The sequence below is a fragment of the Pseudoalteromonas sp. PB2-1 genome, from assembly GCF_045040605.1.
Classification (GTDB): domain Bacteria; phylum Pseudomonadota; class Gammaproteobacteria; order Enterobacterales; family Alteromonadaceae; genus Pseudoalteromonas; species Pseudoalteromonas arabiensis.
This window is the reverse complement of record NZ_CP090667.1, coordinates 366,103-391,614: the sequence shown is the minus strand read 5'-3', so window position 1 is coordinate 391,614 and position 25,512 is coordinate 366,103. Positions and strand designations below refer to the sequence as shown.

22 protein-coding genes, 1 tRNA gene and 1 pseudogene are annotated in these 25,512 nt (G+C 38.8%); 1 reads left to right on the top strand and 23 read right to left on the bottom strand.

Translation table 11 applies throughout. The annotated features are described in order from the left end of the window. Nucleotides 1-21: 21 nt before the first annotated feature. The 17 genes from L0Z67_RS01890 to L0Z67_RS01810 form a co-directional block, all read right to left on the bottom strand. The gene (locus L0Z67_RS01890) at nucleotides 22-573 is read right to left on the bottom strand and encodes a hypothetical protein (protein ID WP_193988215.1); all 552 of its coding nucleotides are present in this window, start codon (nucleotides 571-573) and stop codon (nucleotides 22-24) included. 225 nt (nucleotides 574-798) lie between these two features. Continuing rightward, on the bottom strand, nucleotides 799-2,166 hold the full coding sequence (locus L0Z67_RS01885; protein ID WP_237114749.1) for a hypothetical protein: 1,368 nt from the start codon (nucleotides 2,164-2,166) through the stop codon (nucleotides 799-801). A 730-nt stretch (nucleotides 2,167-2,896) separates the two neighbouring features. Beyond that, nucleotides 2,897-4,969, bottom strand: a complete 2,073-nt coding sequence (locus L0Z67_RS01880) for a secretin N-terminal domain-containing protein (RefSeq protein WP_237114748.1) — start codon at nucleotides 4,967-4,969, stop codon at nucleotides 2,897-2,899. Beyond that, entirely contained in the window at nucleotides 4,950-5,447 is a 498-nt protein-coding gene (locus L0Z67_RS01875) for a hypothetical protein (RefSeq protein ID WP_193988212.1), read from the bottom strand. Before L0Z67_RS01875 ends, L0Z67_RS01880 begins: the two co-directional genes overlap by 20 nt. Continuing rightward, entirely contained in the window at nucleotides 5,444-6,025 is a 582-nt protein-coding gene (locus L0Z67_RS01870; protein ID WP_193988211.1) for a hypothetical protein, read from the bottom strand. Before L0Z67_RS01870 ends, L0Z67_RS01875 begins: the two co-directional genes overlap by 4 nt. Beyond that, nucleotides 6,018-7,142 carry a hypothetical protein gene (locus L0Z67_RS01865; protein WP_237114747.1) on the bottom strand — a complete coding sequence of 375 codons (1,125 nt, stop codon included), beginning with the start codon at nucleotides 7,140-7,142 and terminating at the stop codon, nucleotides 6,018-6,020. Before L0Z67_RS01865 ends, L0Z67_RS01870 begins: the two co-directional genes overlap by 8 nt. Then, on the bottom strand, nucleotides 7,139-8,035 hold the full coding sequence (locus tag L0Z67_RS01860) for a general secretion pathway protein GspK (protein WP_193988209.1): 897 nt from the start codon (nucleotides 8,033-8,035) through the stop codon (nucleotides 7,139-7,141). The genes L0Z67_RS01865 and L0Z67_RS01860 overlap by 4 nt, the downstream gene beginning before the upstream one ends. A gap of 1 nt (nucleotide 8,036) precedes the next feature. Beyond that, nucleotides 8,037-8,744, bottom strand: coding sequence for a prepilin-type N-terminal cleavage/methylation domain-containing protein (locus L0Z67_RS01855; RefSeq protein WP_237114746.1), 708 nt, complete (start codon nucleotides 8,742-8,744; stop codon nucleotides 8,037-8,039). Beyond that, complete coding sequence (locus L0Z67_RS01850; RefSeq protein ID WP_193988208.1) at nucleotides 8,738-9,139, bottom strand: PilW family protein; 402 nt, start codon at nucleotides 9,137-9,139, stop codon at nucleotides 8,738-8,740. Before L0Z67_RS01850 ends, L0Z67_RS01855 begins: the two co-directional genes overlap by 7 nt. Then, complete coding sequence (locus tag L0Z67_RS01845; protein WP_237114745.1) at nucleotides 9,129-9,536, bottom strand: type II secretion system protein; 408 nt, start codon at nucleotides 9,534-9,536, stop codon at nucleotides 9,129-9,131. Before L0Z67_RS01845 ends, L0Z67_RS01850 begins: the two co-directional genes overlap by 11 nt. Continuing rightward, entirely contained in the window at nucleotides 9,520-10,719 is a 1,200-nt protein-coding gene (locus L0Z67_RS01840; protein ID WP_193988206.1) for a type II secretion system F family protein, read from the bottom strand. The genes L0Z67_RS01845 and L0Z67_RS01840 overlap by 17 nt, the downstream gene beginning before the upstream one ends. Further along, entirely contained in the window at nucleotides 10,719-12,377 is a 1,659-nt protein-coding gene (locus tag L0Z67_RS01835) for a GspE/PulE family protein (protein WP_193988205.1), read from the bottom strand. Before L0Z67_RS01835 ends, L0Z67_RS01840 begins: the two co-directional genes overlap by 1 nt. Further along, nucleotides 12,374-12,769, bottom strand: coding sequence for a type II secretion system major pseudopilin GspG (gene gspG, locus L0Z67_RS01830; protein ID WP_130151605.1), 396 nt, complete (start codon nucleotides 12,767-12,769; stop codon nucleotides 12,374-12,376). The genes L0Z67_RS01835 and gspG overlap by 4 nt, the downstream gene beginning before the upstream one ends. Nucleotides 12,770-12,845: 76 nt before the next feature. Continuing rightward, nucleotides 12,846-13,880: a nitroreductase family protein gene (locus L0Z67_RS01825; RefSeq protein ID WP_193988204.1), complete on the bottom strand. Its 1,035-nt coding sequence runs from the start codon at nucleotides 13,878-13,880 to the stop codon at nucleotides 12,846-12,848. An 8-nt stretch (nucleotides 13,881-13,888) separates the two neighbouring features. Continuing rightward, entirely contained in the window at nucleotides 13,889-16,579 is a 2,691-nt protein-coding gene (locus L0Z67_RS01820) for an SLBB domain-containing protein (RefSeq protein ID WP_346657787.1), read from the bottom strand. A gap of 108 nt (nucleotides 16,580-16,687) precedes the next feature. Continuing rightward, the gene (locus L0Z67_RS01815; protein WP_130151602.1) at nucleotides 16,688-17,467 is read right to left on the bottom strand and encodes a YdiY family protein; all 780 of its coding nucleotides are present in this window, start codon (nucleotides 17,465-17,467) and stop codon (nucleotides 16,688-16,690) included. Nucleotides 17,468-17,490: 23 nt separating this feature from the next. Continuing rightward, nucleotides 17,491-18,321, bottom strand: a complete 831-nt coding sequence (locus L0Z67_RS01810) for a mechanosensitive ion channel family protein (protein ID WP_062567247.1) — start codon at nucleotides 18,319-18,321, stop codon at nucleotides 17,491-17,493. Nucleotides 18,322-18,598: 277 nt separating this feature from the next. On the opposite strand from L0Z67_RS01810, the gene L0Z67_RS01805 reads away from it, so the two are divergent. After that, nucleotides 18,599-18,674, top strand: a tRNA-His gene (locus L0Z67_RS01805). Between the two features lie 245 nt (nucleotides 18,675-18,919). Here L0Z67_RS01805 and L0Z67_RS01800 read toward each other — a convergent pair. The 6 genes and pseudogenes from L0Z67_RS01800 to rfbB all read right to left on the bottom strand — a co-directional run bounded on the left by L0Z67_RS01800 (nucleotide 18,920) and on the right by rfbB (nucleotide 25,023). Continuing rightward, entirely contained in the window at nucleotides 18,920-19,930 is a 1,011-nt protein-coding gene (locus L0Z67_RS01800) for a glycosyltransferase (protein WP_237114743.1), read from the bottom strand. Beyond that, complete coding sequence (locus tag L0Z67_RS01795; protein ID WP_193988202.1) at nucleotides 19,915-20,478, bottom strand: acyltransferase; 564 nt, start codon at nucleotides 20,476-20,478, stop codon at nucleotides 19,915-19,917. The genes L0Z67_RS01800 and L0Z67_RS01795 overlap by 16 nt, the downstream gene beginning before the upstream one ends. Nucleotides 20,479-20,483: 5 nt before the next feature. Then, a complete protein-coding gene (locus tag L0Z67_RS01790) occupies nucleotides 20,484-21,557 on the bottom strand; it encodes a DegT/DnrJ/EryC1/StrS family aminotransferase (RefSeq protein ID WP_193988201.1) in 1,074 nt (357 codons plus the stop codon). 21 nt (nucleotides 21,558-21,578) lie between these two features. Further along, nucleotides 21,579-23,003, bottom strand: a complete 1,425-nt coding sequence (locus L0Z67_RS01785; protein ID WP_237114742.1) for a lipopolysaccharide biosynthesis protein — start codon at nucleotides 23,001-23,003, stop codon at nucleotides 21,579-21,581. 4 nt (nucleotides 23,004-23,007) lie between these two features. Continuing rightward, nucleotides 23,008-23,873, bottom strand: a pseudogene (rfbA, locus tag L0Z67_RS01780) (glucose-1-phosphate thymidylyltransferase RfbA). 1 nt (nucleotide 23,874) lies between these two features. Continuing rightward, nucleotides 23,875-25,023 (bottom strand): dTDP-glucose 4,6-dehydratase, encoded by a 1,149-nt coding sequence (gene rfbB, locus L0Z67_RS01775; protein ID WP_237114741.1) that lies wholly within the window; start codon nucleotides 25,021-25,023, stop codon nucleotides 23,875-23,877. Between the last annotated feature and the right edge of the window lie 489 nt (nucleotides 25,024-25,512).

The window sequence follows — 25,512 nt, the reverse complement described above, 5'->3', positions numbered from 1 at the left end:
AAATCGTCTACAAAAAAAGCATTAAAGGCTAAATGAATTTACCAGTTTAGTGTATTCGCTTTTAATTTCATCACTGACTTTTTCATTACCACTTACAGAAATGGTAATTACTTGGTTATTCTTCTTATCGATCACAGCAAGGTTATGAATCACTTGCTTATTACCCGCTTTATCACCTGTAAATATATACTCTAGATGAGTTAAGTCATCTTTATAGGTCGCGTCATCTGCACCTACTCGAGTAAATTTAAGGTCTTTAAAACCTGCTTTCAAAAGGCCTTGAATTGCGTTATCAATAAACTGAGCAAACTCACCTTCTGAGCCAGTAAAGGCATGCCCCGTCAAATGTTGGCACATTACATTAGACGCAATTTTTGCATTCTTGACTACTTTGGTGGCAACAAACTGTTTAATGTCCATCGTAACGGAAGGAGACGCGTTCACTGTTTGACTATTTTCTTTAGGTTTTGATGAAAACTCTATATCAAATTGACATGCGCTGTCATTGCTATCATTTGCAACCACCATACCTGAAACCAATAAAGAAGCGGTAAATAAGAGTGCTTTGTACATCGTGTCATTATCCTTAAGGTAGTTTAGAGGCTTATATACACCATACTGCGAAGTCGCCATCATATTAATAACTGCGTCTGTGGGCAAGCATGATAGGAAAAAATCAGAAAGGCATTTTAGATTGTATTTTAAGTTTAGATTGTATTTTAAGTGTTAAACAGTACTTAAAAAATAAAAAACCCAGCCTAAGCTGGGTTTTTATCACTAAAGATTAAGTAATGTTAATTACTTACCTTTTTGTTGTGAAGTTACTAGTGATTGACGACCAGTACCAGCGTTGCTGAATGCGTACGCATTAACTACACCGTCAGTTGCATCAATGTTAAACGTAACGCTTAACTTAGTTGCTGAAGTGATACCGAATGCTTTCATGATATCAGTTTGCTTGTATTTAGTTACTGTATCAGCAGCTAAATCACCCATGTCAACAGCGTCGTATACTTTACCGCTGTTATCGATAGCAGTCATGATTACGTTAACATCTGCAGAACCTTCATTCGCGAAGTGTACAGAAGTTGAAACACCTTCGTAACCTACTGGGAAGTAAGGAACATTGATGATAGTTGCATCAACAATCCATTTACCTGCATCTGCATTTGAGAAAACAGATGTTGTAGCAGGAAGACCATAGTTAACATCACCAGCTAGAGCGAATGAAGTTGCTTTAATACGTTCTGAAGCAGCAATACGTGTAGCATTGTCTAATGTTACAGTGATATCACCAGCGATACCAGCAGCACCAGCGTCTGTTACCGTGAAGGTTGCTAGAGAATCTGTTAATGCTGTAAGTGCGATAGTATCATCAGAAGCTGCGAATGCTACATCAGTAGTAGTCGCTACTGTTTGATCAAAATCACTAAAGTCACCAGCTAATTTAAATGTAGCTACTGCACCAGATGTAACTGCATCTAAAAGCGTTGTGTCATCTTTAAGTGTAAGCACTAATGTATCAGTTGCGTCAGCTGTACCAGGGAAACCTGAAATGAACTTATCACCGTCTTTACGCTCAATAACACCGTCAAGCGCTGTTTTAACAGTTGCAGAGTACTGACTACGGAACTTAAGGAAAGTACCTGTATTATCACCTTTAGTGTCTTTAGCAGAACCGTCTTGCCAGCTAACTGCAGAGTAAGTTACTGTTGAATTTGCTTCTGTTGCAGTAGCTTCGAATGTATCTGCAGCAACAACGATTTCGAAAGACTCATCAAGCTCAACTGTGTAACCAGTGTCTAGCTCAAGTACTACTGTACCTTTAGCGAAGTCACTAGCAACTGCGTCAACAGTGAATGTGTAGTCAGCAGTACCATTATTGATAGAGATTTGACCTGAAGAAAGTGCACCACCAGTGTAAGCTTCTACACCAGTGATGTTGTCACCAAAGCCTTTACCAAACTGAAGTGTGATTCTGTCGCCAGCTTCTAGCTTTTCACGAACGATAACACGTACAGAACGGTCATCTGAAAGACCACCTGCAACTGAAGCAGCAAAACCTTCAGCTGAAGTAAATTTAACTGCATCAGATACGTCAGCAGCATGTGCACCCATTGCACCAAATACAGCCGTAGCTAGTAGTGCTTTTTTGAATAGTTTCATTATTTCCATTCTCCTAGTTTCATGAAACTGGCATATTGTTAATGAAGGCAATACACCAAGATTTTTTATTGTTCCGGCTGGAGGTTTGCCAGATCAATGCAAATTTAAGGGCTTATTATAGAGATGTCAAGTAATTACAGCTAAATTGCAACTTTGTTCACAATTTAAACTACTTTAAAAAAAATTTTGTTTGCTGTAGAGAGTTTTTAACGCTTTTCACAACAAACCTACTTAACACTCACCTGTCATTTACAACCGATTATTGCATATAACGAATAACTAACCCAAGTATAAAATTGTTACTGGCATGTGTTTTTAAATCATTTTTTGATTTAAGGCAAACACACACCTTATAACAAGCCTACATTACAGTTTTATGTAATGTTGTTTAGTACGCACAGTTGTCGTTTTATTACCGCTTTTTTATTACGTAACTTAACTTTGACTGAACAACCTAAAGTTATCTTTTAAGGCACATCTTTTCAAGTGATTATTTATACAATTTTGCCACTTTCGCAGCCGTTTAGCTCTTTTTTTGTTCGATTAGAGTAATTATACAACTAAAGAACCAAACTTAATCATTTGGCAATGAACGCAAATCACCTTTTAATATAAAAAGCTTAAACTAACCTTAAACACTAAAGCTAAGCCGTTTAGTGTAACCATCACTAAAGGCACCTTAGTATTTATATCGCCACTCTACTCACAGTACTTTAGCAATTTACAACAATTAAAAGGCAATGTTTTCTAAGCCTTTAATAAAGCTGTCTTTTACCCGTTGCCAGTCTTCTCTGTTTTGTACAATTTTAGGGGTGACTAATATTACTAACTCGGTTTTATCTGAGCTACTGCTGTCTGTTCTAAATAAGTGACCAAGCACTGGTAGGTCACCAAAAAATGGCACTGATGAGGCACCGTTTGATTTATTCTCACTAATTAAGCCGCCCAGCATCACTGTTTGGCCGTTGCCAGCCACGACCTCTGTACTTAAGGTGCGCTCAAAAATAGACGGGTTATCACCTGCCCCGCTGCTATCTGGTGATATATTCGAAATATTTTGTTCAATAGTCATAATCACCGTGCCTTGGGCATTAATGGTTGGCGTTACCGTTAAATCAACACCGGTTTTACGGTACTCCACTTGTGTGGTTTGGCGGTCACCACTAATTGGGTCTGTGGTGGTGCTGCCTATAGTTGGAATATCGTCACCCACACTAATATTAGCAGCGACACCATCGCGTACCAATAGCGTTGGGCGCGAAAGTACATTTACAAGGCCATCTGTTTGCGATAAATTCACGCTTATATTGCCAGGTAAGCCAACAATCGAGTAATTAAATGCCCCTCCCCCTTCGGTATTAAAGCTAAAGCTTTCTTTTCGACCTGTGGCCTCACCGCTTTCAATAGCATATTGCACACCTTTAGAAAAACTGCCGGTGAGTTTTACCTCAGCAATCACCACTTCCATCATCACTTGCTTAGGCATAACATCAAGCTGGCGAATAATAGGTTGTAGTTCTTGGTAATATTGCCCTGTCGAGTAAAAAATAAGAGCATTAGCGCGCTCATCCACCACTAAGCGAATATCGTCACCTTCAATACTGCTTACTGTGTTATTTTGTGTTTGGCTTGATGCATTACTTGGAGTAGGTGCATCAGTTGCCGCCTTTTCGGGTGTTTTTTTACTATTAAAGCTGCCACCTAATAATGGTGCAAGGCTTTGCCCTAGGTCAGAGGCTCTTGCATATTTAGGGTGATAAATATAAAAACTTTGCTCTGCACCTGTTGCAGGCTTATCCAACTCTTTTTGCCAATATTCAACACGGTCAATTATTTCATCAGCGGTTGCAAACACAACAACCTGCCCTAAATGCTCAATAGGTATAAAATAAACACTGGCAGAGGTTGAACGGCTTGCTTGCGCATCAATCCCTTCAAGCGCTAATAGCTCGGTTACTTTGGTAATAAATGTTTGCGAGTCTATATAGCTAAACTTCATCAACGCCACCGCTTTTTTGTTCATTGCAGCGCTATCCATTAAGTTTATAAGGCTTATAGCCCTTAACACTTGCTCACGTTTACCTTTAATTGTCACCATGCCTTGGGCAGGGTCAATACTCACCTGTGCGTCAACCAAACCTGCAATGGCACTACGCAGCCCAGTGGATACACCATATTTTGTAGGCACTAATTGCACTATATCACTTGCAACATTAGGGACCGATGCAGGGGTGCGGCCAAAGCCAAAAGCAACATCCGATTTACTCCCTTTAGGGTCAGCCGGAAAAATATAATACACCCCATCATTCAATGTAATGCTAATTTTATTTTGCGTAAAGATTTCTTGTACTAGTTGAAAATAGCGCTGAGCGGTTACTTTTTCTTTCAGTTCTAGTGTAACAGGGGTGGCTTTTGATTTAATTGATGGCTCAATTAAATACGATACTTGCAACAGCTCACCTAACGAATAATGAATGAACTCATTTAACGGTAACGCATTAACAGATACCTGAAACTGTTTACTGTTATTAAACTGCTTTGATAGGTCAACTTCTAACGTCAGTGACTGCCCATCTTCAAGTGAATTGACACGTTCAAAAGTCGTTTTTTTCTCGTCTTGTTGTTCAACTTTTACAGGCGCTGTGTCTTTAATTCCGTCGTCATTATCTTTTAAGTATGAATTTGTAACATCGACTTTATTTGCTTTTACATTGCTACTAGGCTCAATAAGCGATGCACAGCCAGTGCTAAAAAATAAAATAGCAAAAAGTAATGCGCTTGATTTATGAAGGTGATTGTTCATGAGACTGCCGTTGAAAAAGTTTAAATTCTTTTGTTTGTGTTTCGTTTGCAAGGGTAATGGTGTTATTTGTTACAGCAATTAACTTTACATTGCCGCCCAGTGTATCACCTATTGTTGCTTTTACTAACTGCTGTTGGTCATTTTTTATAATCACAAACACATTGTTCTGCTGGTTAAAAATACCTAATAAATGAAAAACCTGATCGCCGAATACGAGTTCATTTTCAGCCGCTGTTTTTTTATTTTTGCTCTCGGCTTGCTTTTGCTCGGCTAGTTGCTGGCGTTTTATACTGTTTGCTTCGTTTTGCAATTGAGTTAATAATAACGACGGTGAATCTTGCTTTAATGCTGACTCAGAAATAGTTAATGCTGCGATATCAGTACTATTACTGGATTGCTCTGTGCTTGAGTCAAGCAATTCAGGAACAGCAAAAAACATGACACTCATAACAGAGATGGCTGCGATTATCCAATTCATGCTGCTGGCTCCTGTTCTTGTGGTTGGAGCACTTGACGGTTATTCCACATAATAAGATCAATATCACCCGTTAATGACTGTGTTGTACTTCCATTCCACTCTCGGCTGGTAAAATTATATTCTGCAAAGCGTATTAAAGGCGTTAATGACTCTAGCTTTTTAGTGGCCTTTACAACACATAATGCATCACCGTTGAAGCGCACATTGAGTCGCCACTGGCTAATGTTTTCACTTATTGGAGTTTCGCCTCGCCACGCAACCCGTTCTATTGAGCAATTAACAGGCTCTAAAGTTGACTCCAAAAGTGTTTGAGCCGTGAGTTTAAAGTCGCTCTCAGAGGGTTTATTAAACATAAGAGCTTGTAATTTCGTTTTATTTTGCTCGGCTAACGCCAGTTGCTCAGCGAGTACTTGTTGCTCAGAAAGTAAGGCTGTTAATTTAGTTTCACGCTTTTGATTCAGCGTATTCGTTTGTTTAAGCTCATCGTAGGCTAGCATTAATGGTTCGGTAATATATAAACCAAAAATTAAAGCAGCGGTGACAATTAAATAATGCTTATATTTTATAAGTTCAGCCATTCGCTTTTGCTCCTGCAGGTACTTCTGTATGCAAGGTTATCTCAATTTCAAACTTTTCAGAACCTCTGTACTTGCGCACACCTGATTTAAAAATGGCACTATCAACCTGAGATAACTTAGCAATTGCAGCGATTGTCGTATTCGCGCTTTTAGATTCACCACTTAATGTGATCACTCCTTGGCGTGATGAAAACTTGTCTATTAACATGCCTGTACTTAATGCGCTGTGGACTATATCCCAGTCTGAAAAAACGGCCGGATTTTGTTTAACCTGTGTTTCAAGTAAGGTAACTTTATTGTTCAAATCGTCAAGTTGCTGCTTTTGCGATAATAACTGGTTAGCATTGTCAGCTTGATTTTCAATTGCTTGCTTCGTGGCATTAATACTTAACCACTGCCATCCAGCCATAACAGCAAAGTACAAGGTAACACTAATGAGTGGCCCCCAGTATAGGGCATGTAGCTGTGTACTTTTAATTTTATGCTGGTAATTAAATACACTTATTTTGGCTAAATCAGCAATGGCTAATGCATTAAATTGCTCAGCCAAAAAGCGAAAATAAGCGGATTGACTAATAATTGTTGGCTCTATGTCATCAGCAAGGCCAATACTGTGTTTATATGCCGCTATATTTTGAATGAGTCCCTTGCAGTAGGCACTATGAGTAGTTGTTCCTGAACGACTAAAAAACAATACACCTTGTGGCGTATTAAGCTCAAAAAGCTGTTTTTCTGCCGTGCTTTGCTTAGATAGAATAGCCGTTTCAGGGATCAGCACTTTGCTTCCTGTAGCAAGTGCTGCACACTCTTGATCAAAGACGATAGTTGTTACATCAAAACCATCAATTTCTTTGTTGGGCTTTATTTCAACTAACGGTTTTGCATCACTGTATTGTTGCTGATTTATTTTCAGTAATGCCTTTAGCTCTGTCATGTTAAGCGCAGGATAACTTTTACGAGTGATGCTGTAGTGCTTTCTAGCAACCACTACAAAAAACGGCTTAAAGTGAGTGCAGTCCTCATAAATAGGGGTTATTCCCCCATTAGCGAGATAGCCTAAAGTATTTTTAAGCTGCGTGTTTAATAATCTTGATTTTGTAAGTTGATTTAATTTCACGATTTATTCCAGCTAACTTGAGAGAACACCATAGGTTTTATGTAAGAACGTGGAGTAGCATCTAAAATATATTGCTTGCTCAACTGCGCACCATTTAAAACAACACGTAATTGTACTCTTATTTTGCTGCCAGTGACAAAATTTATAAACTCACCTTCTTCAATGCCTGTTAGCAAATAAAAGTCATAACTGCTTAGTGTTCCTGCTGCTCTGCGTTTCAACACTTTATTGGCTGTCGATTCATCCTTTATTATCGCTTTTAAAATAGCCTCTGGTGCGTTAATTGGGTTAAAACCTGTCACCATTTCTGTTGAGAAATAGCGTGCAAAGTATTCTTTCGGTATTTGCTCAGCGCCTCGAATAAGAGCCGCTTCATTTACGCTTTGTAAATAACCATTACGGGGAACATAACGTTTACCTTGCTGCTTATAGAAGCTGGCCTCAGCACCATTGACACGACTTACATCGTTTTCGTCTTTCCAGTCAGTCAATGAGCTTACAAAGGTTTGTGCTGTGTTTTCTTCAACATTGAGTTGAACTAACAAATTTTTGATCAGATCAGGACTTGAAATATTCAAACTAAATAATGATTTCATGTCCATTAAGCTTATAAATATTGAATCGCTTAATCTAAACTCTTCACCATAGAAGTTCCAATTTTTAACTAGTTGGTTATTACTATTAGTGTCTGGGTATTTTTTATGGGCTAATAAGGCTGAAAATAGCTGAGTTTCGGCCTCTTCCAGCTCCAAACGCATTGCAAACTTGTTTTGAATTTGCTGCGTAACTTTAACTTGTTGTTGTATCGACTGATTAATAAAAATCCCTAATAAGGCCAAAATAAAGGAAATAATAAGGACTTGTATAAGTGCAATACCTGTCTGAGCTTTCATATTAAACGTCCAGCCTTAAGTGTCTAACGAGGTCAAGGTACGAAACGTTAATCAAATCAACTTGTATATGAGTAACTTGCTGTTGTTCATTTTCAAAAAACAGCGCTAACTTATTAGGTAAAAGCCTGTTGTTAGGGAGGTTATGTTCTGTATACCAACGCCTTTTAACACGCGTTTCTCCAATTGATAGCTCAGCACTATCAAGGTTACCAGCAACGGCATTTTCTAAGGTTTCCCAGCCGTAAAACTGAAAATTTATCTTCGCAATGTCGTTTACTAAGATATGTTGGTACTGCCAGTTTTCTTCTATCGGGTAGTTTAACAACAGTGTGTTGTTTAAAGGCATTTCACTATAAAGTAAGCTTTGTAGTCCGTTTTCTTGGTCAATTGCTTTAATATTAATAAGCGCAGTTTCATTCGAAAATAAGCCTGTGTTGGTGACAAGTGTGATTTCAGTTTGCTGGCCTGCAAATAATATTGAAAATTGCTCTTTTTGATCGCGAACAATATACACACTTGCCGCTTCTAATGTTCTTATAATTGCCTCTGTACCGAGTGCACTTTGGTTAAGCTGCCAAAAATGATCCGCTCGCTTTTGCCATTTGTCTGTATATAGGCTGTATGCAAAGTAACCTGTAAACATTACCATAGACAACAGCGCTGTGGCTATCATAAGCTCAATGAGTGAAAAGCCTTTTTGCTTTACCATGCAACCACCCTAAATTGAAAAGAACGCCCAGACTTTGGTGCTTCCACTTCAACTAGAAAGATAGGAAAACGAGCATCAGGCGGGAAGTCTTCATCAACTTCCATTGGCGGGGTTATCATTGTTTGCGTTGTTGCTTGCCATTCAAATTCGAAACCGAAAGCTTGTGTTACGCCACTGTACTCTTTTTGTTTTGTGGTTTGATAACGCTCTCTAAGCTGCGACTTTATATTCGTTATAACAAGCTCAGCGCTTTGATAATACTGAGCTGTGTTTGCTGCTTTTTCGGCAGATAAGCTGCTTGCACTGTAAAGTTGTGCTGTTATTGCCAGCGATGAGAATAATATAACCGCAGCTATGAGCACTTCAATTAAGGTGAAGCCTTGGTTAGTTTTCATAAGGGGTAAACATACTCTCGAGTTTGTATTCTTGAATTGTGTCTGCGCGCAGTATTTTATAGCTATTTGGGGTCACTAATGAGTTAGTCGCAACTAGGTAGTCGTTAGGTGAAAACACTAATTGCTCAAATTGCATGCTAGATACTTGCTGATTAACTGTAACCGTGATCTCACTGCCTTGCATACGAACATTAATAGGAAAACCAGAGTAGTAAGCTTGATAACTGAGGCGTTTAAATAGTTGCCTCACTTTTTGCAATTCAACTTGGCGTGTTTGTTGATCAACCGCCTTGGTGACTAACCCGCCGGTCAAACCCATAACAATCGCCATGATTGCCATCACAACCATTAGCTCAATAAGAGAGAAGCCAGCGGCTTTTTTAGAATGGAACATCATTAATAGAGACCATACTCATTAACATTGTTATGACGATACCACCTACAAAGCCCCCCATAAAAATAAGCATGATAGGCTCAAGCATAGTTGTCAGCTTTTTAATCACACTTTCAAGTTCGGCTTTACTACGCTGTGCAACCTCAGAAAACACTCTAGGTAGTCGGCCTGTCTCTTCACCCACTTTAATAATAGATAAGAAAAAGTCAGGAAAAATACGTGTTTTCTCTAACACTTGGCTCAGTTGCTTACCCGTTTTTAATTGTTTTAACGCTAGTTTTGCATCGCGTTTCAGCTCTGGGTGTTTTAAGGTATTTGCAGTGAGCTCTAGGGTGGTGTCTAGTTGTAGGCCAGCCTCTAGCATCATCGCCATAGATTGCGAAAAGCGAATACGTTCTGCTGTTAAAATCACGCTACCAATGCCAGGTAAGCGCGAGATTTTTATGTAAAACCAATTTTTAACCTCTGGCCGCTTTAAGCCATATGACAGCCCCATAATTGCAGCCACCACAGAGCCAATAATAATCACTTGGTAATCAACAAAAAAGTTACTCACATTGATGATCATTTGTGTGTACCAAGGCGCTTGGCTAAGGTCGGTAAAAATACCCGACATTTTTGGCACAATAAAGGTAAGCACAAAGTAAACCGCCATAATACACACAAAAAAGATAACGCTTGGATACGTTAACGCGGTACTAATTTGTGTGCGAAGGTCTTTTTGGAACTTCAAATCGTTTGATAGGCGATTAAGCACCTCTGGTAAGTTACCCGAGGTTTCACCTATTTTCAGTAAGCTAATATATAAAGGTCCAAATAAATGCTCATGTTCTGAAAAGGCTTCGCTCAGTGACGAGCCCTTTTTTAAAGAAGCCGAGATTTGACTCAATAGCCGTGTTAATGCTGGGTGACCATTTGCTTTTTTAATGATATCGATACCGCGGTCAACACGTATGCCACTTTCGAGCAAAAGCGCCAACTCACTGGTAAAAAACTCGAGCTGATCCAAGTTTACTTTTTGTGAAAATAAACTACTGATGCTTGAAGCACTTGCTATAGGCTTAATAGATAATGCATTTAAACCATCTGCGAGGAGTTTTTTTTGTGCCTCGGCTTGGCTGGCAGCATTGACGACACCTTGATGCCGCGCCCCTTGGTTATCAATGGCTTTATATTCAAATTCCATTAGCCTGCAACCCGCAATACTTCATCTATGGTGGTCACGCCAGTAACCACTTTATACAAACCATCTTGCATCAGGTTACGGCGCTTCAATTGCGCATTATGGGCTTGTGCTTTAGAAATAAATTGATCATTTTTAGGCAGTTGCTTGATTTCGTCATCGCATCGCAAATATTCGTTAATCGCAATTCGGCCTTTAAAGCCGGTGTGATTACAATGTTCGCAGCCAACAGCTTGCTTGATGTTTAATTCACTGATTGCGGCATTTTTAGCAACTTGTTCTAGCGGATACTGGGCAAGTAATTCGCTTATATCTTCTAAAGGTGTCGCACAGTGCTGACATAGGCGTCTAGCCAAACGCTGAGCAACAACAGACACCAGCGCCGCATTAAGTAAAAACTCTTCAACACCTAAATCGAGCAAACGGGTGTAAGCACTTGCTGCGTCATTGGTGTGCACGGTACTGAATACTAAGTGCCCTGTTAATGCTGATTGCAAAGCGATACGAGCGGTTTCCGCATCACGTATTTCACCGACCATGATAATGTCTGGATCTTGACGTACTATTGAACGTAAACCCGCAGCAAAGTTAAACCCTATATCGTTATTAACTTGTACTTGGTTTACGCCTTCTAGTTGGTACTCCACAGGGTCTTCAAGCGTAATAATTTTGACATCAGGGCGGTTAAGTTCATTTAAGAACGTGTAAAGGGTTGTTGTTTTACCTGAACCTGTGGGGCCCGTAAGTAAGATAACCCCTGTTGTTTTACGTAGGTCTTGCTGAATAAGATTTTGTGTATCATTAGACAGACCAAGTACCGACATATCATAGCGAATTGAGTCTTTTAATAAGAAACGTAAAACAATACTTTCACCATCATTAAGCGGTAAAGCAGAAACACGTATATCAAGCTCTTGGTTAGCGATACGCAGTTCTATTTTACCATCTTGAGGACGACGCTTTTCTGCGATATCCATGCCTGATAAGATCTTTAGACGCGTTGTGATAGGTAACTGCATTTTAGGCGCAAGTTTATCTACTTCATGTAACACACCGTCTATTCGATAGCGCACACGAAAGCGCCCTTGATGCGGCTCAAGGTGCATATCTGACGCGCCTCTTGCCAGCGCTTTGGTGATCAATGAGTTTAACAGGTTTACTGTTGGTGCTTCTGAAGCAAGCTCTCTTAATCTGGCCTCTTCATCACCTGTGAGTTCATCATCCTCAATATTATTTTCTGAGGTACTTTGAATCTCGTAAAAGAAGGTTTGTAGCTGTGACTCAGTTGCAACAAGTATGTTGACATCGACATCATGCTGCTGGATAAACTGTGCCAGCGATAACGAAAGCGGGTCCTTACAGGCTAAAGTCCATACATCGCCCACCTCAAGTAATACGCAATCTAGTTCCTTGAGCGATTGAAGTAGTGTTACATCCACCCCTTCAGGAAGTTGCCAATTAGGATAGTCATCGACAGAAAACAGCGGATAGCCTAATAACTTACTGTACAAAGGGGCTAAATCATCTTCAGTTAAACAGCCCATATTAACTAAAATTTGCTCTAGCCTACCATCGTATCTACTTTGATATGACTTTGCTTTGTCTATGTCAGCGGCAGATACTTTAAATTGCTCAGCAAGTAATTGGCTAAGATCGATCATTTATGAATCACATCCTCATTTTCACCTTCACCACCCGGTTGCCCATCTAGGCCATAACTCATGATGGTATAAGGTGCACCGTTTTCACCCGGTACTTTATAAATATATTCTTTGCCCCACGGGTCTAGCGGAATGTCTTTTGGTAGGTAAGGACCATCCCAACTTGCCGATTCGCTTCTACGTAATGCTTGTAATGTTGGTGGCACGGTGCCCATATCTAAACGATACGTGTCGATAGCTGTTTCAAACATCTGCATTTGTGCAACCGCAGTTTTAATTTTCGATGAGCTTACTTTTGAGAATAATTTAGGAGCAACCAAAGAACCTAATAGCCCAAGAATGATAAGCACTATCATTAGTTCCATTAAACTGAAACCTTTATTTTTTTTCATGAAAACTCCTTAAATTTAAATTTGCTTGAGTATATCAAGCAGGAAAATAGCTGTCGATATAACGAATTTTCAAGCATTAAAGCTGCTTTAAAATATCTTTCGCTTGCTTTTTATCTGAATAAGGTATCATTCCTGAATTAGCGGGATAGCCTACAGCAATGAACATCACAACTCGCTTGTACTGCGGTAAATCAAGTAACTTAGCGACTCGTTTATCTAAAGTGATAAGTTCAGGCCAGTTGATAGGACAACTACTCAACCCTAAAGTTTCAAGTGCTAGCATAAACTGCATGGATGCAAGCGAGCCATCTATATATATCACATGCCGGTCTCGCGAAAATGGATAATACGATAAATCTCCAACGACGGCGATCAAATGTGGAATATTGTCTGCGAACCCTGCCGTCCCACCTGGTAAGTTAGCCAGTTTATTAAGCAAAGGTTGTTCTGTAATAGAATAAAATTCGAAAGGCTGCCTATTACACGCACTCGGCGCTTGCAGTGCAGCAGCGAGTGCTTTTTCAACTTTTTCTAGCTCAACTTGCTTTTGCTCAAACCAACGTACAGAGGTACGAAACTTGGTTAACGCTAAAAACTGCTCATAGCTAACTTGGTGTGGCTCTTTTTGCTGGTAAGCGTACGGCTTTTTCAAGCCGCTATGTGCCGTTGATAGCTGCTGAAAGACAGCATAATTTTTTGCAACAGTTGAATGCTGTTTATCTACAACAGAAAAGTACTCGCTGAGGACATCCGTTGCCCATTGCAACTCTGACTGTTCCACATTTGATTGGGTTACTGCAAGTTGGTAAGCCGCTAATGTCTCTGTTAAATAATCGAGTGCAAAGACACTACGCCTAGGCTGCATTATGAGCCCCTTTTCTAAGCGGTGTATATTGCGTCTTAATAAGGCACTTGATTTACCATGCATGCCTTGTTGATTGTTATATGCAAGACGAGCTTTAAGTATTGCTTGGTGCTCGTAAAAAAAATCTCGTGAGAAAAAAGTAAAATACAACCCAGACAGTATTGGTGATTTACTGCATAAAGGTAATAGAGCAACTTGAAGTTGCTCTATTGCACGTTTAAGTAATTTGATTACATAAGCTTTCATCAAATAGTCTAGTTACCTAATGAGCTGATTGCTGCAACTGCTACACCCATTTGATACATAATTTGTGTTGCTGAACTCCAAAGAGTTAAGTTATCAATGTAATCGGTATCAAGAGGTACCACAATTGTGTCCCCAGGTGATAGCTCAAAGTCGTTATTAACCGCAAACCAAGAACCTCGGTTTGGTACTTCGACTAGACCACTGGCTTTAATAATATAGATACGGTCTTCATCAGCACGCGGTTTTAATCCACCACTGCGTGTTAGGTAATCATCTAAGCTCAGTTCATTTTGATATAAATGCGAACCTGAGAAGTTTACTTCACCCACAACATCAACACTGTTACGTTTTGAAGGAACATACAACACATCGCTGTCTTCAACTTGTAAATCGCGTTTACCACTGGCAATGGCTGGTAAATCGATAACCAGTCGGCCAACCGCTTTCACTTTAGCTAAGTCTTTAATCAAGCTATCCATATCTTGATAAGAAAGTGATGCATCAGTAATTGAGTTATTGAAACTTTTAGACGCAATATCACGACGTAAGTCTTCTGATATTTTATTTAATTGCTGCTGTTGTTGTAGTCTGATTGCTTCACGGGTAAATACCGCCCCTTCAGGGAAAGAAAAATCAGTAAAGCCGCCGGCACGTTTGATTACGCTCGATAAGCTTTCACCTTTTGCAATACTGTAGATACCTGGGAATTTAACTTCGCCAAGAATATTAATTTTTCTGTCTTGCTGCCAATTAGGAATTGGGTAAACATTAATTGTGTCTTTACTTTCTAAAGCAAAATGCTCTGTCCCTTGTTTTGTATTTAAGGTCGATAAATCAATACTAATATGCTGTAAGTCTGAATTTTCTGTGTATCGCGTTACCTCAGCATTTTGTAAAAAAGCGGACTCTTTTAAGCCACCAGCAGCTGCAACCGCATCGTGTACGTCTGCATTAACAGGCATCGGATAAACGCCTTCGTAAAATACTTCACCACGCACACCAATAATCTGCAAGCCACTGTCTTTAGTTGCTTGTTGATTTAACTTGGCTAAAATTGGTTTTAGTAATTTCTTACGGCTAAATACAGCATACTCATCATCTTCTAACTCATCTTTGTTTGTGAGCATTTCTGTAATTGATAAAACTTCTTCCTCTTCTTCTTCAGCGACACTAAGTGCTAATTCTTTATCGAATGACGAGCCTAAGTCGATGAATTCATAGAACTTACGCTCTTCGTATTCATCCCATAATCTGATTTTTTCTTGCTGCTTTAACTGCTCTTTAGTAAGTGCCATTGTGTTTAAAGCATTTTCTTCACTTTCAATTGATTGAAAACGGCTAAATACCACAACGATATCACGCGGCTTAAGCTCTAAATCTTGCTTACCATTTACTGCATCTAAAAGAGAAAACTGATGGACTTCAATATCACCACGGACATTGATTTCACGTACAATGAGTGAGTAATCGTAATCAGCAATTGGCAGTAAATCAGATTTAAGCGAGTTAAATAACTGGCTAACCGTTTTACCTTCATGCCATGAATAGTTACCTGGGTGAGAAACCGCACCAATTAGAGTCACCGCATCATCTAGCTCTTGGCTTGATGAAGGCACTTTTACTGTGTCACCGTTTTTTGGTGTATAGGCGTTTTTATCGAATAGGTTTAATTGCAATACAGTTTTTGAGCTGTGACCTGTATAACGTTCTACCACTGACTTTTGAGGAAATGCAGCGGCACTAAAACCACCTGCCATAGCAATAAGATCTTGACTAGACTCGCCTTCTTTCAATTCAAAAATAGCAGGGCGACGTACTTCACCATCAACAGTAACTTGCATACCTACAGGCGGAATAAATACCACATCGCCAGGTTTTAAGATTACATCGTTACTACTGTCACCTTTAATAAGTAGGTTATATAAGTCAAGTGTAGTGACCGTTTTGCCCGCTCTTTTTAGTTGTATATTACGTAACGAACCAATTTCTGAAATACCACCACTAACAAAAAGAGCGTGGGTAATCGAAGCAAGTGAAGGAACCGTGTAAGCGCCTGGTTTATAAGATTCACCTAACACCATGATTCGAATCGAACGTGTTTTACCCATTGATACAAATGCTTCTGCACCAATCATTTCTTGCTGAACTTTTGCTTTAATTAACTGAACTACATCAGCATACTGCATACCTGCAACAGTCACAGGCTTAAGCGAACCAACCGTTAAGCGCCCTTCACGGTCAATCGTTGCCTCTTCAGTTGAAGCTTCTTTACCAAATAGGTTAACCGTTAATGTGTCACCAGCACCAACAATGTAAGTGTCTGGTACCAGTGCGCTCTCAGTTGGCGCGAATGTTGTTGGTTCACCTGAAAACAACTCATAACCAAAAGGCTTAAGCTCATCAGGTTGAGGTTTGAATTTTTCTTCATCCGTGAGTTCTTCTTTATTATCTTTTTTCTCACCGAATAAATCTCTTGGCATCACTGAGCTGTTATTCTCATCGTCAAGCGACTCGCCATCCTTATTGGTAGAATCCAGCATGCTTATATCCAAGCCATATTTCTTTGCTATAGCTTCTTGCTGTGATTTAGGTAGCTTTTTAAATTGTTCAATTTGCTGCTTGGTCGGAGTGACGGAGTGCGCTTCTGTTATAAATAAAAGCGACATAAAAAGAGCGATTACAAGCCTAAAAAACTTCACAAAGTTTCCCTTCTAAGAAAATAAAGATTAACCGCCGCATACTACATCATTTTTTAAGCAAAAAAAATGGGTAAACAAGTTTACCCATTCAATCTTAAAATAAAGCGCTTAGAAACTATAAACTAACGTTAATGATGTTTCTGTATCGGTATTTTCTTTGTCGTCTGCTACATCTGAGTTGTGGGTGATGTTATACGCCACTTTCATTTGTAGTGAGCCGTTGATTTTCGCCAAAATAGCTGATTCAGAGCGTGTTTTGGTATTTGTATCACCGTATTCCACAGATACAAGCTGAGTAAAACGTGCGCTTTCTGAAATTTGCCAGTTGTAATCAACCTTACCTAACGCAATGACTTCACCTTCACGTTCACCGGCAAGTGAGTTACCGTTGTCATCCATTTCAGTGCTGTCATCAGGGTATTGGAAGTATTTATAACCTGGACCAATTTCAGCGTTCAGCCACATGTCAGAACGGTCGATTAAACGTAAACCGTAACCTGCGGAGATAACTGTTTCGTTACGATATGCACCAAAATAATCAGATACGTGCGAGCCGTAGATGAATAAGTGTGAGTGCTTTTCGTTTAATTTATAGTTACCTTGCGCAGAGAATGAGTACTTTTCATTAGTACGCTGCGTTTCTTTTTCGCCCGCATCATTCTCAACTTCATCTTCTTTATAAAGACCGTCAAGTTTGTATTCGTTATTCCAGCTTTCAAGATTGTGTAATACCTTAATACCGCCTTTTAATGTGGTTGTTTCAGTATTACCGCTAGTGATAATTGCACCCAGTTCGCTGGTTACATCCCACGTTTTAGTTTCGTCAGCTGCGAATGCGCTAGTTGCAGCTGATGCTGCAACTAGAATTGATAAAGCTTTTAATTTCATTAAAAAATAACCTTTACTGCTTTTTATTTGACGCTTGCGTCTTCTTTATGCAAATGAACATCCATTTGCGGAAATGGGATAGTGATGTCTGCATCATCTAATGCGATCTTAATGTTTTCTACAAGATCAAAGTAGGTCGGCCAGTAATCAGACGAGTTGACCCATGGACGCACCACAAAATTAACACTTGAATCGGCAAGTTCAGACACAGCAACGGTATAAGCAGGGTCTTTAAGTAGACGCTCTTCTTTATCAAGCACTGATTTTAGCACTGCTTTTGCTTCTTTTAGATCTGCATCGTAGCCAACACCAATCACTAAATCGATACGACGTGTTGATTCGCGTGAGTAGTTAATAATGGCATCGCCCATGATTTTTGAGTTTGGCATGATAATCACTTTGTTATCAGGCGTGCGTAACTCTGTAGAGAAGATCTCAATCTTTTTAACCGTACCTGCTTTGCCACCAGCCTCAACGTAGTCACCTGACTTGAAAGGGCGAAGTAAAATGATTAGTACACCTGATGCAAAGTTAGATAATGAACCTTGTAGCGCTAAACCAACCGCTAAACCAGCCGCACCTAAAATAGCGATGAATGATGTTGTTTCAATACCTAGTTGCGAAAGTGCCATTAGGATTGTTGCAGCAAATACGATCGCATACACAATGCTTGCTACAAATGAACCTACCGCTTTATCCACTTTTTTCTTGTCGAAAGCTTTTTCAGTTAACCCTTCACAAAATTTGGCGATACGGCCACCGATAAGAAAAATAATTAGCGCCAACACACCCTGAATGGCGTAATGTATGATTAAACCTGAATTCTCATTGATCCAGTTCATTATAGTATCCATGTTCTCTCCTGAAGTTCATTTTTAGCATAACGCTGTATAAATTATATATGATCTTTGGTTAAAAAATCATTAAATTACAGACTGATTAAAAATGAGTGATTGCTCTATTGCAGAGGGCGAAAGTCTAATCTGCAAAACTGAATGCCACCTGACTGCATGAGCATTTCTGAATTTTCCGAGCAAAGAAACTTTTTTATAGTTTTTTCTATTTAGGGCTTCACAAGGTGATATTAATTATGTAATATGCGCGCCACACCAATCGAGGTGTGTCTCAGTGGCGGCTGTAGCTCAGTTGGTAGAGCCCCGGATTGTGATTCCGGTTGTCGTGGGTTCAAGCCCCATCAGTCGCCCCACTTTTTCCTCTATAAATATCCTTATTTATCAAATTAAATTTCACTTACTCTTTAAACTTCTTTGAAGTGCGCAATGTCGGCAAAACTCTCTCTTTAAAAGTAGCGTTTTTGTAGCTGTAAGATTAAAAGCTTTCCTCCTAAAAATAAGCTCTAAGCCCTAATACTAAATGTAATGTCATTTTCAGGCTACTTAGATACTAAGTAGCCTTTTCGCTGCTGGTTAGTTTTTGTTGAAGCTGTAATACCTAAAATGCACGTCTCATAAATAGCGTTTTAGAACAACGATACAGTAAACTTAACAGTGATTTAAAAGCTGCGCCTTGTGCACGATATTTATTAAAGTATTTCACTGACTCTAAATATTTATTTTGCAACACGCTTTGAGTACATAATTGGCCAAATATGTATTGTTTTCTTATTTTTACATTACGAGAATATTCAGGCTCAAGGTAACGCTCTAGTTTATCTAGAGACTCTATCATGCGTAAGTTATGCTTTTTTAATTTCACGGTATTATTTACTGTTTCAGAAGACCAGGAGTTCTGACTTTCACGTCTGTAGACACTCATTTTTTCATGTAGATAAACAATCCCATTAATCCCAGAGAAAGCCTCCAAGAAAAAGTCTCCGATTGGCGCATCATAAAAAAAACTAGGTAAGTTATCCAAGACACTTTTTCTTATAAACATTGATGCTGTTGGGCAAAACTGTGAGTGTACTTTGTATATTTCAGCATAATCAATGATATGAGTAGCTTCTTTTCGTGTAGGAAACTGATATGAAGAGTGTGGCTCCTCTTCAGAGTTTATAATGTATGCATTGTGTACACATAGGTTCAGATCGCTATGTTTTTTAAGTTCCAGAATCTGCCTCTGCAACTTACAACGATCCACCCAAAAGTCATCCCCTTCACAAAGGGCAACATATTCTCCTTGCGCAATTGCTAACGAATGTTTGAAAGGCAAGTTAATGTTGATCGAAAACTGATTTACATCTTGTAGTATGAGTTTAATTATTGATGGGTATTTTTGCTGGTACTCTTGGATGATAGCCCGCGTGTTATCAGTAGAGAGATCATCGTGAATAATAATCTCAAACCGATACTCTGTAACTTGAGCTAGAAATCCTTCTATTGTATCGCGGATATAGCTTTCTTGATTAAATGTTGTGCAAATAATCGAAGTGAAAACTTGGTCAGCATATAACCAGTGTTTAGTAACCTCTTCCTCGCAAGGTGCGACTAGTTTTTCGAACATAATTCATTTTCCAGCGTTTCACAATTTCTGCTGCGTTGCTTGATTTTTTTAGCGGGTTGCCCTGCATATACAAAACCAGCCTCAAGAGATTTATTGACCAAAGATAGAGAACCAACTGCAACGCACTCTTCAATTATCACCCCTGGCAAAATAATGCTTCCAGCTCCAATTAAACTATGCTTTTTGATTGTAACCGGTGCATGACTTACATTGGTATATTGACTTGGAACCGTTGGGTTCGTCATATATTCGCCTGAATAGTCATCATTACTAGAGTAGACTGAACATCTTGATGATAGACATGTATAGTCTTCCATCGTAATTCTTCCTGCACCTATCAATGACGTATAAACAGCAATATGCACGTACTTGCCTATGCTAATCCCCTCTTTTCCCGCTGATAAAACGCAGAAGTCGTCGATTCTACTGTTATCGCCAATTTCTATGTTTGCCGCATTGTAAATAGATGCTAATTTTGACAATTTGACATTCTTACCTACATGCTTGAATCCCAAAGCTTCTAATTCAATTTGTGTATAAAAAGCCATATTTTCTACAATCCTTTTTTTACATTTTCGATAACGGTTGTAATATCGTGTAGTTTTAAATGCGCATGTAAAGGCAAGCACAAGATACTTTCTGATGCTTTTAAGCTATTGGACGTTCCGTAATTGTGTTCATCTACAAAGATTCGGTCTAATGAAGGAGCAAAGTAATTGCGGCTTTGAATGTTATTTTCTTCTAATGCTTGAGTCACTTTCTTTAGCTGTTTCTCACTGTCTAACAAGATTGGCATATAAGCACCATTGGCATTTGCTTCTGGGTGCCAAGTAGGTAACTTAACTACATCCTTTAAACCTTGTCTATATGCATGAAATAATTCAGCTCTATGATCAAGCACATCATCTATTTCTTCAAGGTTAACCAAACCAACAGCTGCTTGATACTCATTCATTTTTGCATTTATGCCAACATGGTTCGAATCACTTGGGTTAGAACCAAAATTAATGAGTCGCTCAGCTCTTTCATAACTGTCTTTATCTTTAAAAATAACAGCTCCACCTTCAACCGTATGAAAAACTTTGGTTGCATGAAAACTCAATGTACTCGCATCCCCATACTTTAAAATTGATTGTTCATTGATTTTCACACCAAAAGCATGCGCGGCATCATAAATAATTTTAAAGTCTTTTTGTTCGCCAAGATCTTTTAATTTAAGAACATCACAGGGGTTTCCATACACATGTGTAGCAACTAAAGTATCAGCTTTACAGCCTTGTTCATAAGCAGCTTTAATTGCATCTGGGCAAATATTTAAACTACTTGAGTCAATATCCGCAAATGCCACTTCATCTTTCTGCCATTTAAAAGCGCTAACAGTAGCTACAAAGCTAAATGGTGTTGAGATTAGAGAGTGGCTGTTAAGTGCCCTACCTGCGATTTGAAGTGCTGACGTACCATTATTTGTCAGTAAAAGGTTTTCTACACATAAATAATCCTCTAACTTTTCAGTTAATTCTTTATGCATAGGCCCAAAATTAGTGAACCAACTATTATCATTTATTTTTTCGAGTAATTTTTGGAGCTTTTTTAAGTTAGGTTTAACAGGGTTGTTTAAGGCAATCATTTATAATGACTCCATATAGGGTTAATTTTTTAATGTGTTTTTTAAGGCAATAAGCAATGATCGCTGCATCAGAATTAGAATTAGAATATAACTTCCTAGAGCAACACCTAACATAGTGATAATTTGAATAATATTGCTGCTGAAGTTCATACCAACGCTGTATCCTAAAAAGGCCGAAAAAGCGGTAATAAGCGCAATCGGAAGCAAGGCTATCAGCTGCTTATAAGCCGTTAAGCTCGAAAGCTTACCTGTGTAGTAAGTATTGATAAACAATGCCAAGTAAGAGCTGACAACCATACCTATACACATTGCTTTAATACCCATAGGTACCGTCACAACAAGTATTAAGGTAATCGTTATCTTCTTAATTATTTCTAATTTTAAGAAGAGGTCAGAACGTCCCTTCACTTGTAACATGTTTAAATTAATAGCATGAATTGGATAAAGCACTAACGCCATTGTAATGATACTGACGAGCTCTGCAGTACCCTGCCATTCTTGCCCTAATAAGATTTCAATCAACGGCTTGGCAATAATGCATAAACCAAACATAACAGGGAATATGACTACTGCAGCAAATTGCAAAGTTAATAAGTAGGATGCATCAAGTTTCTTCGTATCGTGTTGTATCGCACTTAACATAGGAAAAGTAACTTTTTGAATTACCCCTGTCAAAGTAACCGCAGGTAAGCTAGACAATCTATTCGCTTGATTGAATAAACCAAGCTGAACGGCTGTAAACTGCTTACCGATAATTAGGCTATAAATATTATTGTAAATAGTATCTAACAGGCCAGATAAAAGTAGCTTTGAACCAAAACCAAATAGGTTTTTAAAGGATTCTTTAGAAAACTTGCGCTTAGGCCTCCATGGCACCAAAATATTTAGCATCAATACATTGATGATTGCTAATGCTAGTTGTTGAGCCACTAATGCCCATACACCATGATCAAAATAAGCCAAAGCCAATGCTAATAGACTGCTACAAGTAAGTGCAATGAAATTGCACTTAGCTTGCGTTTTAAAGTTTAAGCTTACACTGAGTTTGACAATGGGAATTGCCGAAAAAGTATTAATCACGACAACAAGTGCAATAACTCTGGTTAGTGTAGTTAGCTCTGGCTGCTGATAGAATTGGGCAATATAAGGGGCGCAGAAAAATAGTAATAGGTAACAGCCTATGGATACACCAAGACTGAAATAGAAAGTAGTCGCAAAATCAGACTCATCTCTGTCTGTCTTTCGTATCAATGCAGCGTTGAACCCGCTATTAATAAACACATTAGCAACCGCAATAAATATCGCTAGCATGGCAATTAAACCAAATACTGCTGGACCTAAGATATTAGCCAGAACTAAGCTTGTAGCTAAAGCTATTGCTTGTGTGCCTAAACTATCTAATGCACTCCAAATAAAACCACTTTTAATTTTTTTCTTGTCGTGCATGAACTTAATTACTGACTAATTGTACAAGGTACTTACCATACTCATTTTTTTCATTGGCTCCGCCAGCGCAAGTATTTGTTCTGCCGTTAACCAGTTATTACGCCATGCAATTTCTTCTAAACAGGCAATTTTAAGCCCTTGGACATGTTGAATTGTCTGTACAAAATTAGAGGCTTCATGAAGACTTTCATGTGTTCCCGTATCGAGCCAAGCAAAGCCTCGACCCAATAGCTCGACATGCAGTGTACCTTCTTCTAAATACATCTGGTTAATACTGGTTATTTCTAATTCTCCTCGTAATGAAGGCTTTACTTTTTTAGCTTTCTCAACGACTGAATTATCGTAAAAATATAACCCTGTAACAGCGAAATTAGATTTTGGTTTAGCTGGTTTTTCTTCAATAGAAATAGCTTTTAAGTTCTCATCAAACTCAACGACTCCAAAACGTTCCGGATCCTTAACATGATAACCAAATACAGTTGCACCACTTTCACGATGACTTGCACTCGCTAATGTTTTAGGGAAACCTTGACCATAAAAGATATTATCACCTAAAACCAAACACACAGAACTGTTACCAATGAACTCTTCACCGATAATGAATGCTTGGGCAAGCCCTTCAGGGTTAGGCTGTACTGCATACTCTAGTTGAATACCAAAATCTGAGCCATCACCTAAAATTCGCTGAAAACTCTGAAGGTCTTCTGGCGTGGTTATAATTAAAATATCTTTAATTCCAGCCAACATTAAAGTAGATAATGGGTAATAAACCATAGGTTTATCATATAAAGGCAGTAATTGTTTGGAAACACCACGAGTTAAAGGATATAGGCGTGTGCCAGACCCCCCAGCTAGAATAATCCCTTTCATATTATTGCTCCGTTTTGTTGAGGTTTATTTCACCAAGGCGTTCTCGTTGGTAGGAACCATCTTGCACATTTTGACACCAGTCGAGGTTATTTAAGTACCACAGTACCGTTTTTCTAAGGCCAGTTTCGAATGTTTCAAGTGGCTTCCAATTAAGCTCTTTGCTCATTTTTGTTGAGTCTATAGCGTAACGTCTATCGTGACCTGGGCGATCATTTACATGCTTTATAAGTGAAGAATATGTAGTTAATAATTCACCCTCTTTCGATTTCAGCTCTTTAAGTTTAATTGGGGCTAACTCATCTAAAAGATCGCAAATCATTTTTACGACTTCTATATTCTGCATTTCATTATGCCCACCAATATTGTAAGTTTCTCCGACTTTTCCTTCTGTCACTACTTTATATAAGGCACGGGCATGATCTTCTACATATAACCAATCACGGATCTGATCACCTTTGCCATAAATCGGCAGCTCTTTCCCTTCTAAAGCATTTAATATCACTAATGGAATAAGCTTTTCAGGAAAATGATAAGGGCCGTAATTATTTGAACAATTGGTGACGATTGTTGGAAAATTATAGGTACGAGCCCAAGCTCTTACTAAATGATCACTCGATGCTTTACTTGCAGAGTATGGGCTACTTGGTGCATAAGCTGTTTGCTCTGTAAATAATGGCAAACTCTGAGGTTGCAGCTCATTTTCTTCCAGAGCAAGGTCTGCTGGGTGTGGCAGATCACCATACACTTCATCTGTCGAAATATGATGAAATCTAAATTTTTCTTTAGCATTACCTTCTAATGTATTCCAGTACTGGCGAGCAGCTTCAAGTAAATTATAGGTGCCGATTATATTTGTTTGAATAAACTCTGCAGGGCCTGTAATTGAACGATCAACATGGCTTTCCGCAGCCAAGTGCATCACAGCATCTGGTTGATATTGCCTAAAAATGCGATCAAGTTCTTCACGGTCACAGATATCTACCTGCTCAAAAGTATAACGCTCACTCGAATCAACCGATTTCAATGACTCTAAATTACCTGCATAAGTCAGTTTATCAACATTAATAGCGGAGTCTTTTGTGTTTTCAATGATATGGCGTATAACCGCAGAGCCTATAAAACCAGCTGCACCTGTTACTAAATATCTCATTTTAATCCTTTTAGGGGCTCTAGAGCTTACCCTGCTCTAAAGCTTTTACTAATAGCTACTTGATAAAGGCTCTATTGCCTATACCATTTCACTTATCTGCTGTATTTGCGAATATTACCATATTCGATGGCGTTTTAAATTCATCTAAATTTTTAATTAGGTAAAATGGCTGGGTATTCCTTAACGTGTTATCCAGCAAAGCATCATATCCACAAGTACTCATCTCAATGCGTTCCCCTGATTTCCATCCCTTCCATTCATTTAGTAAGCACCTTGCTTTTTTAATAAGCTTGGATAATGTTTGAGGAACAAAGACTTGATTTGATAAATAGCTATTTGGCTAAGTTGACTAAGCCGTAGAAAATCTTGAGATTATTGGCCTTGGATCATAAAAATGAACGGATACAACGGAAAAATCGACAAAAACGGGGAAAGCTCTCTTATTCTGTGAAGCAGTTTTACATCAATTTACGTACCGTTTAGCTTTGA